16 protein-coding genes and 1 tRNA gene are annotated in these 15,446 nt (G+C 69.6%); 13 read left to right on the top strand and 4 right to left on the bottom strand.

The genetic code is table 11. The annotated features are described in order from the left end of the window. Positions 1-24 precede the first annotated feature (24 nt). The 11 genes from O7615_RS16345 (at position 25) to O7615_RS16295 (ending at position 9,610) form a co-directional block, all read left to right on the top strand. Positions 25-684, top strand: a complete 660-nt coding sequence (locus O7615_RS16345) for an SAF domain-containing protein (protein ID WP_278178496.1) — start codon at positions 25-27, stop codon at positions 682-684. A 5-nt stretch (positions 685-689) separates the two neighbouring features. Further along, complete coding sequence (locus O7615_RS16340; protein WP_278178494.1) at positions 690-1,427, top strand: hypothetical protein; 738 nt, start codon at positions 690-692, stop codon at positions 1,425-1,427. Beyond that, positions 1,424-2,719, top strand: a complete 1,296-nt coding sequence (locus O7615_RS16335; RefSeq protein ID WP_278178493.1) for an ATPase, T2SS/T4P/T4SS family — start codon at positions 1,424-1,426, stop codon at positions 2,717-2,719. Before O7615_RS16340 ends, O7615_RS16335 begins: the two co-directional genes overlap by 4 nt. Next, positions 2,716-3,567: a type II secretion system F family protein gene (locus tag O7615_RS16330; RefSeq protein WP_278178492.1), complete on the top strand. Its 852-nt coding sequence runs from the start codon at positions 2,716-2,718 to the stop codon at positions 3,565-3,567. The genes O7615_RS16335 and O7615_RS16330 overlap by 4 nt, the downstream gene beginning before the upstream one ends. Continuing rightward, positions 3,564-4,448: a type II secretion protein F gene (locus tag O7615_RS16325; RefSeq protein ID WP_278178491.1), complete on the top strand. Its 885-nt coding sequence runs from the start codon at positions 3,564-3,566 to the stop codon at positions 4,446-4,448. Before O7615_RS16330 ends, O7615_RS16325 begins: the two co-directional genes overlap by 4 nt. Positions 4,449-4,459: 11 nt before the next feature. Beyond that, a complete protein-coding gene (locus tag O7615_RS16320; protein WP_278178490.1) occupies positions 4,460-4,657 on the top strand; it encodes a hypothetical protein in 198 nt (65 codons plus the stop codon). Continuing rightward, on the top strand, positions 4,657-5,064 hold the full coding sequence (locus O7615_RS16315; protein WP_278178489.1) for a TadE family protein: 408 nt from the start codon (positions 4,657-4,659) through the stop codon (positions 5,062-5,064). The genes O7615_RS16320 and O7615_RS16315 overlap by 1 nt, the downstream gene beginning before the upstream one ends. A 31-nt stretch (positions 5,065-5,095) precedes the next feature. Beyond that, positions 5,096-5,551 (top strand): TadE family protein, encoded by a 456-nt coding sequence (locus tag O7615_RS16310; protein ID WP_278178488.1) that lies wholly within the window; start codon positions 5,096-5,098, stop codon positions 5,549-5,551. 62 nt (positions 5,552-5,613) lie between these two features. Further along, positions 5,614-5,970 (top strand): hypothetical protein, encoded by a 357-nt coding sequence (locus tag O7615_RS16305; RefSeq protein ID WP_278178487.1) that lies wholly within the window; start codon positions 5,614-5,616, stop codon positions 5,968-5,970. Between the two features lie 17 nt (positions 5,971-5,987). Continuing rightward, complete coding sequence (locus O7615_RS16300; protein ID WP_278178486.1) at positions 5,988-8,825, top strand: BTAD domain-containing putative transcriptional regulator; 2,838 nt, start codon at positions 5,988-5,990, stop codon at positions 8,823-8,825. Positions 8,826-8,866: 41 nt separating this feature from the next. Continuing rightward, positions 8,867-9,610, top strand: a complete 744-nt coding sequence (locus O7615_RS16295; protein WP_278178485.1) for an A24 family peptidase — start codon at positions 8,867-8,869, stop codon at positions 9,608-9,610. Positions 9,611-10,395: 785 nt separating this feature from the next. Here O7615_RS16295 and O7615_RS16290 read toward each other — a convergent pair. The 4 genes from O7615_RS16290 to O7615_RS16275 form a co-directional block, all read right to left on the bottom strand. Then, on the bottom strand, positions 10,396-11,769 hold the full coding sequence (locus tag O7615_RS16290; protein WP_278178484.1) for an SDR family NAD(P)-dependent oxidoreductase: 1,374 nt from the start codon (positions 11,767-11,769) through the stop codon (positions 10,396-10,398). A 106-nt stretch (positions 11,770-11,875) separates the two neighbouring features. After that, positions 11,876-11,948 (bottom strand) — tRNA-Glu (locus O7615_RS16285). A 235-nt stretch (positions 11,949-12,183) separates the two neighbouring features. Further along, a complete protein-coding gene (locus tag O7615_RS16280; RefSeq protein ID WP_278178483.1) occupies positions 12,184-12,777 on the bottom strand; it encodes a hypothetical protein in 594 nt (197 codons plus the stop codon). Positions 12,778-13,134: 357 nt separating this feature from the next. Beyond that, complete coding sequence (locus tag O7615_RS16275) at positions 13,135-13,497, bottom strand: hypothetical protein (protein WP_278178482.1); 363 nt, start codon at positions 13,495-13,497, stop codon at positions 13,135-13,137. A 307-nt stretch (positions 13,498-13,804) separates the two neighbouring features. Here O7615_RS16275 and O7615_RS16270 point away from each other — a divergent pair, with 307 nt between their 5' ends. Together O7615_RS16270 and O7615_RS16265 are read left to right on the top strand one after the other, a co-directional pair. Continuing rightward, on the top strand, positions 13,805-14,647 hold the full coding sequence (locus tag O7615_RS16270) for an ATP-binding cassette domain-containing protein (RefSeq protein WP_347405087.1): 843 nt from the start codon (positions 13,805-13,807) through the stop codon (positions 14,645-14,647). Beyond that, positions 14,644-15,429, top strand: a complete 786-nt coding sequence (locus O7615_RS16265; protein WP_278178481.1) for a hypothetical protein — start codon at positions 14,644-14,646, stop codon at positions 15,427-15,429. Before O7615_RS16270 ends, O7615_RS16265 begins: the two co-directional genes overlap by 4 nt. Positions 15,430-15,446 lie beyond the last annotated feature (17 nt).

The following is a 15,446-nucleotide window of genomic DNA, read 5'->3' as shown; positions in this document are numbered from 1 at the left end:
CAACACGCAGTAGGGAGACAGGCCATGCCCACTGCCACCCCGATGGATGCCCGTCAGCGCCTCGACAACGCCACGACCACTGCGGCGCTGACCACCGTCATTGCCTCGCGCCGCCGGTCACCGCTGAGGATCATCGGCGGGCTGCTCGTGATCGCGCTCGGGTTCGTGATCGGTGCGGTCGTGCTGGGCAGCGTCTCGAAGGCCGTTGACGTGCTCGCCGTGGCTCGGCCGGTTGCGGCCGGCGCGGTGTTGACCGACGCCGACGTGACGACGGTGAGTATCGTGCCCGCCGACACGTTGCGGGTCATCCCGGCCGGTCACCGTGCTCAGGTCGTCGGCCAGACGGCGGCGGTGCCGTTGGCTGCCGGGTCCCTGCTGGTGATGGACCAGGTCGGCGCGGTCACCGATCCGGCACCCGGGCAGTCGGTCCTGGCCGTGGGGGTCAAGACCGGCCACGCTCCAGCGGGCCTGTCCGCGGGCGCCACCGTTGTCGTGCTCGTCGTACCGGCCAGCGCGGGATCGGGCAGTGCGCGCGAGGTCGTGCAGGCACCGGCTCTTGTGCGGGCCGTGGAGGCGCCCGATGCGGCTGGCCTGACCGTTGTCACCGTGCAACTCGCCTCGGAGGCCGCGCTGCGGGTCGCGTCGGCGGCCGGTGAGGTCACGATCATCGTACGGGGGCGGTAGCGGCTATGTTGATCGTTCTGGGTAGCGTCAAGGGATCACCTGGTGTCACCACGCTGTCGGTGGCGTTGGCTTGCCGCTGGCCGGCACCCGGCATGCCGCTGGTGGTCGAGCTCGATCCGGCTGGTGGTGATCTGGGCAGCCGATGGCACCTGCACGACGAGCCGGGGCTGCGCAACATGGTGGCCACCGCCCGGTACGGGCCGCTCACGCAGCCGGCCGAGTGGTCGCAGCGCCTACCTATCGGGGTCGATGTGGTCGTGGCCCCGGCTGGTCAGACCGCGGCCTACACCGTGGCCGCGTTCGGTGCGGCCGGCCCCGCCGCGGTGCGGCGCTTGGCCGCGACCCGACCTGTCTTGGCGGATGTCGGCCGGCTCGATCCGGGCTCGCCGGCGGCGGCGTTTTTGGACAAGGCCGATCTGCTGTTGATGCTCACCCGTCCCCAGTTGGAGGACGTGCGTCACCTGATGGTCGTCCTTCCGGCGCTGGCCGAGCGGTGCCCGAGCGTGCAGCTGGTGGTCAGTGGCGCCGGCCCATACGACGCGGTGGAGATCGCCGGTTACCTGGAGACGGAGGTCGCCGGCACGATCAGTCACGATCCGACCGGCGCGGATGTCCTGGCCGGGCGTCGCCGGCCCGTGATGGGCTGGACGAGGCGGAGACTGCTCACCGCAGCCCGCACCTTGGCCGTCGCCCTGGCCTCCGCCGCCACCGAACCGGCTTCTGCGGTGCAGGTCCGGGCATGACCAGCGCGTTCCCTGTCGGGCACACCGATCGTGATGCGCTGCGCGCCGAGGTGTCGCGGCGTCTGCAGCAGGAGGCGATCGACGGCAGCGACGCCGGTCGGGACGACGTCGTTGACAGGCTGATCACGGACGTGCTGCGGGAGCGCGACCTCGCGGAGCTGGCGGCGCGCCGTCCACCGCTGTCTGCGCAGGTCGAGCAGTCGCTACGTCAGTCGCTGCGCGATAGTTTCCTCGGCCTGGGTGGTCTGCAGCCCTACATCGACGACCCTGACGTGGAGAACATCGACGTCAACGGCGCCAACACGGTGTTCGTCAGCTACGCCGGTGAGCTGCCGGTCCAGGTCCCCCCGATCGCGTCCTCCGACGACGAGTTGATCGACATGCTGCAGACCCTGGCCCGGCGCAGCGGCGCGCAGGAACGCCGCTTCGACCCCGGGATGCCGCGCCTGGACCTGCAGCTTCCCGACGGATCCCGGCTGTTCGCCACCATGGCAGTCACGGAGCGGGTGTGCGTGTCGATCCGCCGGCACCGGTTCCCGCGGCTGAGCCTGTCGGATCTGGCCGAGCTGGGCACCATCAGCCGGGAGATGGTCGACCTGTTCGGCGCGCTGGTCGCCGCGCGGTGCAACATCGTCGTCTCCGGCGGGATGGACACCGGCAAGACGACGATGGCGCGGGCGCTGTGCCGGGAGTTCGAGCCGTGGGAGCGCATCATCACCATCGAGGACCCGTACGAGCTGGGCCTGCACCGGGACACGAAGGCCCACCCGAACGTGGTCGCGATGCAGCCGCGCGAGCCGAACATCGAGGGCCAGGGCGGCATCGACATGACCACCCTGGTCCGGTGGGCGACCCGGATGCGCCCGGACCACGTGGTGGTCGGCGAGGTACGCGGCGGTGAGGTCATTCCGTTGCTCAACGCCTTCAACCAGGGCACCGATGGCTCCCTTACGACCATCCACGCCTCCTCCACCCGGGATGCGTGGATGAAGATCGCCAGCTACGCGCGGCAGGCCCCGGAGCAGTTGCCGTTCGACGTGACGTTCCAGTTGATCGGCGGCGGCGTCGACATCGTCGTGCAGGTGGGCAAGAGCACCGACGGGCGACGGTTCGTCACCGGTATCCGTGAGGTGGTCGACGCCGACGCGACCCAGGTGCGCAGCAACGAGATCTACCGGCCGGGCCCGCACCGCAACGCGGTGCTGACCGGCCGTTTCTCCGACACGATGGTGGATCGGCTGTTCGAGGTCGGCTACGACCCGCAGTCCCTCGACGTCCGGAGGCCGGCATGACCGGGCTCGCCGGTATCGCGGGGATGCTGATCGCCTTCGGCGGGTGGCTGGCCCTCGCCGGCGCACGTCGGGCCGAGCGACCGAAATCGGGCACCGCCGCCCAGGCCCGGCCGGTTCGGTGGGCGGCAGCCGGCCGGCGACGTATCGCGGTCGCGGCCGGGATCGCCGTGGTCGTGGGAATCGTGACCCGTTGGCCGGTTGCCGGACTGCTGGCCGGCCTGGCCAGCTACGCCGCGCCGGCGCTGCTGATGATGGGCGGCGCGGAGATGCGCGCGCAGGCGAAGCTCGAAGCCATCGCGAGCTGGGTGGAGGTGATGCGTGGCGAGATCCGCGCCTACGCCGGTGTGGAGCAGGCCATCCGGGGCACGGCGGGTATGGCCAAGGCGCCGATCGCCGTCCAGGTGCGCGACCTGGCCGATGCGCTGGAGGGGGGCGTGCGGCTGCGGGTCGCGATCACCGCGTTCCGTCGTGACGTGGACCACCCGGCGGCCGACCTCGTCGGGATCTCGCTGGTGAAAGCCGCGACCACCCACACCGGTAACCTCGCCGACCAGCTCGGCGATCTCGTGCAGACCGTCCGCGACGATGTCGCCGCCCGGGAGCGGATCCAGATCTCCCAGACCGAGGCTCGCACCTCCGCGCGGTTGGTCATCCTCATCGTCGCCGCGGTCGGCGTGGGCCTGTATCTGTTCAACCGCAGCATGCTCCCGCTGGGCACGGTCACCGGGCAGCTGGTGCTGGCGGTGGTCAGCGGCATGTGGGCCGCTGCCGGGTTGTGGCTGCACCGCCTGGCGACCACGCCGCCCGCGCCCCGGGTGTTCAAGACCCCGGACGAGGTGGCGCCGTGAGTAGCAGCCTGACCTGGATGATGCTCGGCGGCGGCGCCGTCGGTGCCGGCGTCACCCTGGTCGTCTCCGGGCTGTCTCCCCCTCGGCCGGCGCTGGCGCTGGTCATCGACGCCCTGTCCAGGCCTGCCCCACCCGCTCGCACGCGCAGCCGCCGCGTCGACCTGACCCTGGCCACGCCGATGATGCGGCTCGGGCTGCCCCGCCGCAGCACGATCCAGGATCTGGCCATCCGCGAACGGGATCCGGCGCAGTATCTGGCGCAGACGTTCGTCCTCGCCGTCGCCGCCCTGGCCGGTGGCGGCATGCTGCCCTTACTGCTCGGCCTGGGCGGGCAGCTGCCGTTGTGGGTGGGCTTGATCGGGGCGTTGCTGGCCGTGCAGGTCGCCCAGTCCCGGCTGCGCGCCGAAGCCGAGCGTCGGCGCGCGCAGATGCGCACCACCATCGCGGCGATGCTCGACCTGGTCAGCGGTAGCCTCGCTGGCGGCGCCGGGATCGAGCAGGCCCTGGACGAAACCCTCGACGAGCTCACCGGCTGGTCTGCGGTGCGCATCCGCCGGGAGTTGAACTCCGCTGCCCACACTCGCGGCCACGCTCGCGTGCACAGCTGGACCGTGCTGCGGGATCTGGGCCGCAGTATCGGTGTGGACGAACTCGGCGAGCTGGCCACCGGTATCGAACAAGCCTCCGGCGGCGCCCCGGTCGCCGAAACCATGGCGCACATCTCGCGCACCATGCGGTCGCGGACGGTCGCGGCTATGGAACGAGACGGCCGGTCCCGCAGCGCGAAGATGGCGCTACCCATCGTGATCTTCGGCTTCGGCTATCTGATCCTGCTGCTGTACGGGGCGTTGACGGCCATCAGCACCGGATTGAACCAGTAGAAGGAGGAACAGTGATCTATAGAGTGCAGGCCGCGCTGCTCGCACGGATGCGGGAGGCGGCCCGGCGGCCCGACCGCGGCCTGGAAACCCTGGAGTACGTGGCCATGGCCGCCGGGATCATCGTCGTCATCGGCGGGATGCTCGTCCTCGTGCGGGGCTCGCTGCAAGATTTTTGGAACAGCATCGATTTCGCCAGTGTCCTGCCCTGATGAGCCGGCCGACAACACCTGACCGGCGTGGCCGCCGTCGGCGGCACCGCGACCGGGGCATGGCCACCATCGAGGCCACCGGCGGCCTCGTGATGATGTTCGTCCTGCTGACGTTGGGGGTGCAACTGGTCGTGTGGGGCATCGCCGCCTACGGGGGCCGGCTCGCCGCGGACCACGCCGCGCAGGCCGCCCGGGTCCACGGCGCCACGGCGGCGGCCGGGCACGCCGAGGCGGACCTGATCCTCTCCGGCACCGTCGGCCGCAAGCTCCGCGACCCGCACGTCACCGTGACCCGTACGACAACCACCGTGACCGTGCGCGTCGTCGGTCACGCCCAATCCGTCATCCCCGGGTTCGCGCCGGTCGTCGGCGTCACCGTCAGCGTCCCCGTCGAACCCGACGCCTGACCCTCCCCGATGCCGACCGGAGGTGCACCTCATGCGCAGGTGGACATGCCGACTGCGCCGCGCCCTGCGGGTGCGGCGTGACCGAGGCTCCACCTCGGTGGAGATGGTCGGGTTCGCCATCCCGGGCACCGTGATGGCCATCGTGCTGGCCTACTCGGCGTTCAACCTCGGCCTGTCCAGCCTCGACGTCACGACCGCCGCCGCTGCCGCCGCCCGCGCGGCCTCCCTGCAACGCACCGCGTCGGCCGCTGCCGTCGCCGCGCAGAACGCCGCCGCGGATACCCTGGCCACCGGATCAGCGACGTGCGCGGACCTCGACGTCGAAACCGACACCAGCAGGTGGGGTCGCGGCGGCACGGTCACCGTCACCGTCCGCTGCACCGTTCTGCTGCGCCGGATGTCCGGCCTCGATTTCATTCCCGGCTCGCTGACCACCAGCGCCCGCGCGACGGCGCCGCTGGAAACCTACCGCACCGTGGACACCTGATGCGCCGCGCTCCCTCTCACGCAGCCCCGCCGTGCGATCGCGGATCGGGCACGTTGCTCGGCATGGGCATCATCATCGTCATCCTGGTGCTCGCCGCGACCCTGCTGGAGGCCGGCAACAGCATGCGGGCCGGCGCCCACGCGACCGCCGTCGCGCAGCAGGCCGCCCGCGCCGGCGCCGACCAGCTCGACCTCGCCGCCCTCCGCGCCGACGCGACGGTCCGCGTCGACCCGACGGCCGCGCAGACCGCCGCCCAGGGATACCTGGCGCAGGTCGGCGAGGCCGGCACCGTGCAGGCGACACCGACAGAGGTCACCGTGACCGTCACCATCACCCGCGAGCGGGTGCTGCTGCCCCTGGTCGGCATCCGCACCCTCACCGTCACGTCCATGGCCAACGCCGTGCCCCTACTGCAGTAGAGCCGCCGGGAGGACCGATGTTGACCCTGCTCGGGCGAGCCGTGACCCGCACCGCCAGCGCCCTCGCCCTGATCGCGCTGACCGTCGGCCTGCCCGCCGGTCTGCTGCACTACGTCGGCGACCCGCTGCCGTCCCGGCTGCCGGACCCCGGCGACATCATCGACGTGGTCACCAACCCGATGTCGGACGACCTGCTCATCCAGGGCATGGCCGCCCTCGTGTGGCTGCTGTGGCTCATGCTCCTCGGCTCGGTGGCCGTCGAGGCGGTCGCCGCCATCCGCGGCGTGACCGCACCCCGGCCCCGGCTTCTGCGCCCCACCCAGACACTGGCCGCGACCCTGGTAGCCGGGCTCACCGCCGGGATCTTCGCCCCCGCCATGGTCGCCCCGTTGAGCCCGGCGGTGAGCGCCTCCGCAGTGGCCCCGACCACCACGCTGCTCACCACGCCCACCACCACGCCCCTGGTCGAGCTGACCGTTGCTGCGTCCGCACGGCCACAGAGCATCCCCGCCCAGGCCGCCGGCACGGTCACGCTCGTCATCCGCGACTGCGGCTACCAGTACACGGTGGTCAAGCGGGACAACCTGTCCCGCATCGCCGCCACCTGCCTCGGCAATCCCGATCGGTGGCCGGAGATCTTCGAGTTGAACAAAGGTCGGTACTGGGAGGTCATCAGCGGTACCACGAAGCTGACCGACCCGAATCTGATCTTTCCGGGTTGGGTGCTGCACCTACCCGACGACGCCGTCGCGCCACCGGACGCCCGGCCCGTCGATCCGCCTCCGGCAGGCACCGACCCGGCACCGGCCACTCCCACCCCGTCGACCACTACACCTGCCCCACCCCCGCCGCCGGTCAGCATCACCCCCTCGGTGACGCCGCCGACCGCCGGCGCCGGTGCCGCGACGGCAGTCCCCAGCCCGACCACCGTCACCGCGAGCCCGGCACCGCAGGAGCCCACCCCGGACCGTACGGCCCCGGCCGATCCGCGGCACGACCCGGCTGAGGGGTCCAGCTTCGTCGCGGTGGTGGGCGGATTCATCACCGCCGGGCTCGCCGCCGGACTGCTGTTCGCCGCGGCGATGGTGTGGCGGCGCCGCCGCCACCGCTACCGGCCGACCCTCATCGACAACGCGAGCCTGGACGACGCGGATCTCACGCCGCCGCTGTCCGGTCTCACCCACCTGCGCCAGGCGCTGCGCCGGCAACGGCCCGACCTGCTGCAGGAGCCGAAGCCCGGCCCCACCGTGCGCGACTACACCACCGCCAACACCGACACGCTCCCCACACCGCCCGTCGGGCCGACCGGCGCCGAGCTGGCCGGGCTCGCCGACCTGCCGGTATCCGCCGGACTGGGCCTCGACGGGCCAGGAGCACTCGACGCCGCACGCGGACTCCTCGTGGCCTGCCTGACCGCCGGCGGCCCCGACGACCCCGACGCGCAGGGCCACCTCGTCGTTCCCGCCTCGACCCTGGCGACCCTGCTCGGGGTATCCGTCATCGACCTCCCCCGCATGCGCCGGCTCACCGTCACCGCCACCGCCGGCGACGCGATCACCCACATCGAAGAGGAGATCATCCGCCGAACGCGGATCATGGCCGACCACGACGTCGACACCATCCCCGAACTCCGTGCGGCGCACCCGCTGGCCGAGCCGGTGCCCCAACTGCTGCTCATCGCCGACATCCCCGAACAACGCCACCAGCGTCTGGCCAACGCCATCCACCTCGGCGAGAAGGTCGACATCGGCGCCGCCCTGATCGGCGCCTGGCCCCTCGGCACCACGCTGACCATCGCCGCCGACGGCACCGCCACCGGAGACCCGGACATCGACCAGGTCGCCGTCCTGGACACCGACGCCGCGACCACCACGCTCACCATGCTCGCCGAAGCCCACGCCGACACCCCCACCACCCCGGCCGCCGAGCAGCCGGACCCGCCAGCACCACCGGCAGACCCACCCACCGAACCCGCCGCACCGACGCCGGCCCCGCCCACCGAACCAACCCCGCCGCCATCGGCCAGCGCGACCGACCAACGAGTGCAGGTGCGCGTCCTCGGCGAACCCGCCATCCTCGGCCCCGACGGCGTACCCATGAAGGGCCTGCGCGCCAAGGCCGTCGAGCTCCTCGTCTACCTGGCGGTCCACCGCGACGGCGCCACCCTGTCCGCGATCATGGAAGCGCTCTGGCCCGACGCGACGATGCGCCGCGCCGGCGAGCGACTGTCAACCTGCGTCGGCAACCTGCGCACCACCCTGCGTACCGTCCACCCCGGCGACACCAACGACGCCGTCAGCGACGACAACACCCGCGACAACGGCGCCGCAGGCCGCAAGGCGCCCGATCCGATCCCCAACACCGGCAGCCACTACCACCTCGACCCCGCCTTCGTGCACGTCGACCTGTGGACCGTGCTGGACCAGTACACGCAGGTCGCCACCGCCGACACCGACGACCAACGGCGGCGACACCTCGACACCGCGATCGCCGCGATCAGCGGCCCCCTCGCTGCCGGCCGAGACTACGACTGGATCGACACCGACCGCGAACACGTCCGCCGCCGCCTGATCAAGCTCTACACCCACGCCGCCCACCTGCACACCGACGAACCACAGCAGGTCCGCCACCTGTACGAGACCGCCTGCGACCTCGACCCCCTCAACGACGACCTGGCCCGCCGCGCCATGCACGCCAGCGCCGCCCTCGACGACGCCAACGCCATCCGCACCCGACTGACCGCACTGCGCCACGCCGTCGAGGACAACGGCCTGGACATGGACGAAGGCACCGAGCAACTCGCCCAAGACCTGCTCCGCACCCTGGCCGCGCCGCCCCGCCGAGACGACCAGTAGCCCGCCATGCCACCCCGCCACCTCAGCAAGACCACACCACCATGACCGCCACCACCCTCGTCCTGGCCGCGGCGGCAGCCGGCGCCGCGGCCGGGCCGTGGCTGCGCGCCCGGGTCTTCACCAACAGCGTCGCGTACGGGCGACCCCTGCGCCGCCGCTGCCCACGATGCCAACGGCCACTGGTCACATCGGTCTGGGCGATGCTGCCCGCCACCGGCCGATGCCCCGGATGCGCCCGCCGCATCGGACCCACCACCGCCACCATCGAGGCGACCGCCGCGCTCGTGGCCGCGTTCATCACTTGGCGCAGCCCCGACCTCGCCACGTTCACCCTGATGGCCTGGGTCGCCGCGTTCGGCATCGTCCTGTCCTTCGTGGACACCACGGTTCACCGCCTCCCGGACCGCATCACGCTGCCCGCCACCGCCGGCACGGTCGCCATCCTGGCCGTCACCGCCATCGCGACGACCACCTACCACCACCTTCACACCGCGCTCGCGGGCGCGGCGCTGCTCGCCGGGATCTACCTCGTCATGCTGCTCGCCAGACCCACCGCGATCGGCCTCGGCGACGCGAAACTGGCCGCCCTGACCGGTCTCCTCCCCGGCTCGATCAGCCTCTCCACCGCGTTCGCCGGCCTGATCGCCGCGACCCTCATCGGCGCCGTCGCCGGCCTGTTCCTGCTCGTCACCCGGCGGATCCACCTGCGCCAAGGCATCGCACACGGCCCCGCCATGATGCTCGGCGCCCTCCTCGCCTTCGCGCTCGCGTCACTGCCCCAGTGACCCGTCCCCACACACCAACCTCCACAGCCCTTACCTCATACGGCGCTGCCCTTCGAGCGGGCCCACAGGCGATAGGGGCCAGGGTCAGGTGATCAGGGACGGGTGCGTCGCGTGACCCACGATTACCGCACGGGGCGTGCGCGGGCGAATCGCGGCTCCAAGGCACCGCAGGCGGGACTGGATCTCGGGCTCTTCACGATCGTCATAAGCACTGATATGTTCCGAGCCGGACGGCGACGTCGGATGCTAAGAGTCAGGTTCAGGCGAAATGGCGAAATGGGTGCCGGGATGCGACTCCACCGCGTAAGCGGACGGGACGATCCCGGACGCTCACCCGACCACGGGTGCGCGAAGTTACCAAACAGCGACTTAGAGTAATCGCCGTGGATGCAGAAAAAGGGGTACGGCCTGCGCTGTCCGGGCGCGTCGACGAGGTGGTCGACCGGCATTTGTCCGGCCGTCGCAGAAGACAAGCGGCGGCCCGCCAAGGCTACGAGGGATCAATCCCGAGACGGCATTCAGATCGCGAATGTGACACGACGCCCTGCGGGGGGATGCCGCGGCCCGCGCTCCCCCGGGTTAAGCCCTGGGCCAACGCTGCTGCGGTCAGGGTTCGTTGTCGTTCGGTGGGAGAAGTCCGGGCCTATGCCATCCGGACGTGACAGCGGGCCACTGGTGGATAGTGCGATGATCCATTCAGCACCCGTCGCCCACACCCCACCTGCCCGCTCGGCGATTGACGTGTCGTGTGGACACATGGCGTCCCTCAGCTGCGGGCGGTTTCGCTACCAGGGGACGACCGCGTAGTTCTTGAGGAGCACGCCGTACAGCGGTGTGCCGGTTTCGCCGCAGATGATGGGGTGGTAGATCCGCGCCGCTGCGTCGATGACGTCCAAGGGTGGCCGCCAGCCGACGGCGGCGCGCCGCGCTTTGATCGTGGCGGGGTTTTCGTCGGTGATCCAGCCGGTATCGACGCCACACATGTACACGTGGTGCTGCGCGAGGTCGGTGGCGCCAACGCGGGTCAGCATGTTCAGGGCAGCCTTACTGACCGACGTGTGGGGGTGCCGGCTGGGACCGTTGCTGTCCTCCGAGAACCAGCCTTCCCGGCCCGTCACGTTCACCACGTACCGGCTGCCGGGGCCGGGTGCGGTCAGGGCCGGACGGAGCCGGTCGAGGAGAAGAAACGGCGCCACCACGTTGACGAGTTGCACCTCCAGCAGCTCGACGGGGTCAACCTGGCCGACCTTCGCGGTCCAGGAGTTTTCGGCGCCTGTGACGACCAGCGCGCCGGTGGCGTCGATGATGGACGCCAGCTCCTGGCTGAATGCCTTGCCAGCGGCTGGGAGGCGAACGCTCCAATCGGGCGCGGCACCTGGTCGGAACCCGCCCGCCGACTCGACGGCGACATCCTCGGGAGCGGCCTGCAGTTCCGCTGCAATCAGCGGCTGGTAAGCCCACATCGGCCGACGCACCGTCTGTGCCGCGTTGTTGATGAGGATGTCCAGTCGGAGTCCGTCTGCGGCCAACCGTTCCGCAACGTCGAGCACCTGGCGAGGGTCCCGCAGGTCCGCGCCGATGACGCGCAGTGACGTCAACCAGGTGGGGGAATCCGGCTCTCGCGCGTACCGGCGGGCGGCGTCAGCCGGAAATCGCGTCACCACCGTGACGGCAGCGCCGTCGCGGAGCAACTTCAACGCCACCTGAAAGCCAATCTTCACCCGGCCCCCGGTGACCACCGCACGCCGGCCAGCCAGATCGGTGCCGGCGTGCCGATGCCGGCGGTGCAACTGCGCACACGCAGGACACAACGCGTGGTAGAAGGCATCAACAGTACGGAACCGATCGCGGCAGGCATAACAGCAGCGGTCTCGCCGAGTCCGTCCGGCACCGGCCGCACCGGCCGCATCGACCACGTCGCGCGGAACTGACACCGGAACACCCTCGACCCGATCCTCAGCACCAGTGGCCGCACCCGCGACAACGGCCCGATCGGCCGCTGCCGTCTTGCGCCGGCGATCAGCACGCCGCTGACGCTGCGCATCCTTCAGTAACCCATCGACCGCGCGCTGCACTCGTTGACGTACCGGATCATCGACGGGCAACGTGCGGATCTCGGCGAGCACCCGAAGGGCCGCCTCCACCTCTGCCCCGTTCATCGTTCCCACCCAACCGGTCTGCGCGGAAGCACCGGATTCGACCCAGCACCCGTCGCACGAGTAATGCGGCGCGTCGGCCTCCGCGCCACCGGGCACGCAATGGGGTGGGGCCCGACCGGACTCGAACCGGCATCCTCCGCCATGAAAGGGCGGCGCGACTACCTCTGCGCTACGAGCCCCACCACGAGGCATCGTAGCGATGCCGATCGACATGCCGCCAACGGAAAAGCCCGGTGCGGACCTCACGGCCGTACGTCGGGCCCGATGCTGGTACGACGCGATTGATCCTCGGCGTAGATCCGGTGCCGTTGCTGCGAGCGCGCTGCGTCGCGAGCAACCGCGAAGGTCGAGGACCCCGCCCCACCGTCACGGGTCGCCCAAAGGGGCGGTCTAGGGTCGAGATGGAGTGCCGACTTACTCCTGAGCGATGGCTCTGATCTCGGCGATGGCATCGCGCCAGTGCATGGACTGGCGGTCGGCGCCGAGGTCAAGGTGTTCGGCACAGAACCAGAAGACGTTCTCCGGGTGGCCGACCCACCCTGCGGCTGCGCGCGCCGCGAGAGCTGCTTTCTCCTGGTCGTTCACCCCAAAACTCACCGCTGTGAACTGCTCCGCCTCGTCCGATGATCCACAGACGAGGCAATGCGGGGGCTTCACAGGGAAATGATGGCCCAGCCTGAGCGTGGGCGACAGCACCTTGCCCAGGCGCCATCGCGACGCGACGACGCCGCGAACGCCATCCTGAGCCGCAAGGTCGAACGCACGGGCACAGAACCAGCTTTCCTGGTGGAATGTACGGATTCGTAGGTGACGAATTCGTACCCGGGCAGGTGAGCGAGGATCTCGCAATCTTGCCTTGGTCAATATCGTCGATGACGCCGACTTGGTCTCTCCCGTGCCCGACCTCTTGATCCGATGCCTGCTCGCGCCGGCAGTGGACGCTGTGGTGGGCTGGCTGACGGTGCTGAGGTACGGTGGGAACACGCGCGACTTGGAGATGACTGGCATGCTGGGTTGGCTGCGCGAGTTGGACCACCACTTGCCGTTGCTGTGCCCGACACCAGATGCCACTAATTGCCCCAGTGCCGGAAGCCCCGGCGAACTGATGGGACTGACGTGGGGTAGTTGATTCACGTCGGTCGCGGCTTTGTCGGTCGCGGTTCATCGATCATGGCGTTAATGTCGTGTGGCGTGGGCGTCGGTCGAATTTGTCAAATGAGCGGTCGCCGGTCAGGCTTGCCGATTGGCGGATTCGGATTGATCGGAGGGAGCGTCGGGCGGGTGTGACTGCTTCCGCCCGCCCGACTCGGCGGCAGTGTGGATTGATGTCGGATTCTGGCTGGTGAGCCCGCGGCTCCCGCTGGTTCAGCAGTGCATCTCGCGTCCGGAGCTTTGCGCGGGAGTTTCGTTGTTGATCTGGGCCTCGATGTAGATCATGTCGCCATTCTGGCACGTGGAGGTGCTTACGGTGGAGCTGTTGCTGTGGGTGAAGGTGATTGACTCGGTGTCGTGTACGACGTCGGGAAGGTTGTTGCGGTCCTCCTTGATGCGTCCGTAGAGGGTCGCGCTGGGCACCGTCTGCGTGCACGACACCGAGTAGCTTCCAGAGATGTTGGAGCCGCTGAATACTGGCAGCCCTGCGTAGCGCTCGCAGTGCGGGTATGCCAGGGCGGGTACTGCGCCAGCGACAACTGCTCCACCGACCGCGAGTGCGGCCGTTGCTGTCACATGAACGATTAGCCTTCGCATCATCGACCTCCCGTACCGATGGGAATGACTTTGCCGCTGGAAGTGATGCGTTGATCAAACGCATCGCCTGATCATCCGGCAGCTTCAGGGCCATTGGAGTTTAGGGCCATTCAGCTGTGCAGAGTTCTCATGGAGGCGTGAATTTCCTGAGAGGCCAAGAGAGGCAATTCGGGCGCTTTTGTCGATGGTGGACAGTGCAAACAGGTGCCAATGGCGGGAATTCCATCTCTGCGATTGTCGACCTGTAGGTCTTTCTCGATCCGTTGTTTGATCGTCGGGTGAATGCATGAAAGGGATTCGCCTGCACGAAGAAATGTCGATCACGGAGCGTCGATGCTTCGGAGTGCTATGGTCAGTTGGCCAGACGGGAGGGATGGTCGGGGTGAGCGTGCCGGTAGTTGAGGCTGAGAGGGTTGCGGTTCGCATCCGTCGCCGTGCCGTGGTTCACTCGGCTGACTTGGTTTCGTCGGTAGGAGTCACTGGTCTTGTTGGTCCGAACGGGGCCGGGAAGACGACGTTGCTGCGGGCGTTGGCGACAGCTCTTCCGGTCGGCGGTGGCCGTTTGCGGATCTTTGGGGCCGATACGCAGACCGTGCGGGACCTGTCGGAGGTCCGTCGCAGGATCGGCTACGCACCCCAGCATCCGATGGTCCTGCGACATCTGCGAGTAGCGGAGCAGGTCGCCTATCTGGGCTGGATGAAAGGGCTGTCGACCAAGGAGGCGATGCAGCGGGCGAGGGCGGTGCTGGAGCGGGTGGATCTGGCGGATCGGGCCGAGTCGAGGACCCGCTCGCTATCCGGTGGGATGCTGCGCCGGCTCGCTATCGCCATGGCCTTGGTCAACGACCCGCATCTGCTTCTGTTGGACGAGCCTACCGCCGGGCTCGACCCCGACCAGCGTGAACAGTTCCGTGTGCTGGTGACCGAGCTGGGTCGTGAGCGGGCCGTGCTGTTGAGTACGCATCTGCTCGATGATGTCGCCTCCGTGTGTTCCCAGGTCGTGGTTCTGGTCGGCGGCCGGACAGTGTTCCACGGCACTGTTGACGCGCTCGCGGCTGCCGCGCCGAACGGCAGCGCGACTCCGACGGTGTATGACGGCTATGCGGCACTGACCGGAGCGCAACGATGACGGCCCTGCGCTTCCATCTCGACAAGGGGTGGACGGCGCTGATCGTTGTCGGCTTGGTGGTCTTCCTCAGCTATGACCTGGCCGACTACCTGCTCCGGATGGCCGAGCCACCCCGCGATCTCCAAGCGTTGGCAGGACGTCAACTCGAATCGGTGATCCTCGCCGGTGCCGTCGGCGCCGCGATGGCCGCCGCCGTCACGGCTCGCCACCACCACCGCTCCGGCCGCGACTACGCGGTCGCCTCTGCTCGGCCGCCTCTGGGGCGGGTGGGTGCGCAGTTCGTCGCCACCGCAGTGCCGTTGTCGGTGGCGTGGCTGCTGTTCGTGGTGATTTCAGGCGTTCGCTCTGGTCTCGTTGCCGCGGCGGCGCCGGCCGCCGCCGTGATCATCGTGTCCGTCGCGGCCTTGTGCGTCAGTGCCGCGATGGGGCAACTCGTCGGCACGCTCCTGCGCCCCCTGCTCGCGATACCCGTCGCGTTCCTGGCCAGCTATGCGTACGCCGCAACGTTCGCCATCCTCGGGGATAACTCGTGGCTCCAGTGGCTGGGTACGGGATTCGGCGACAGCCTGTCCCAGCCCGTGAAGACCACCTGGATCCTCGGGGAACTGCTCTGGTTCACCGGACTGACCCTCGCCATCATCGGCGCCTGCGCATTCGCCACCAGTCAGCCACATCGACTGCCCCGGACCTGGCTGATCAGCGTGCCCATCCTCCTGACCGCAGGCATCATCCTTCTTTATCTCACCGGTGCCGACGCAACCCACAACCCCTCCGGCACGTAGATGACGCTTCTCCTGCG

The sequence above is a fragment of the Micromonospora sp. WMMD1082 genome (assembly GCF_029626175.1).
Lineage (GTDB): Bacteria > Actinomycetota > Actinomycetes > Mycobacteriales > Micromonosporaceae > Micromonospora.
Note: the sequence above shows the minus strand (reverse complement) of the source record. Positions and strands in the feature narration are given on the sequence as shown.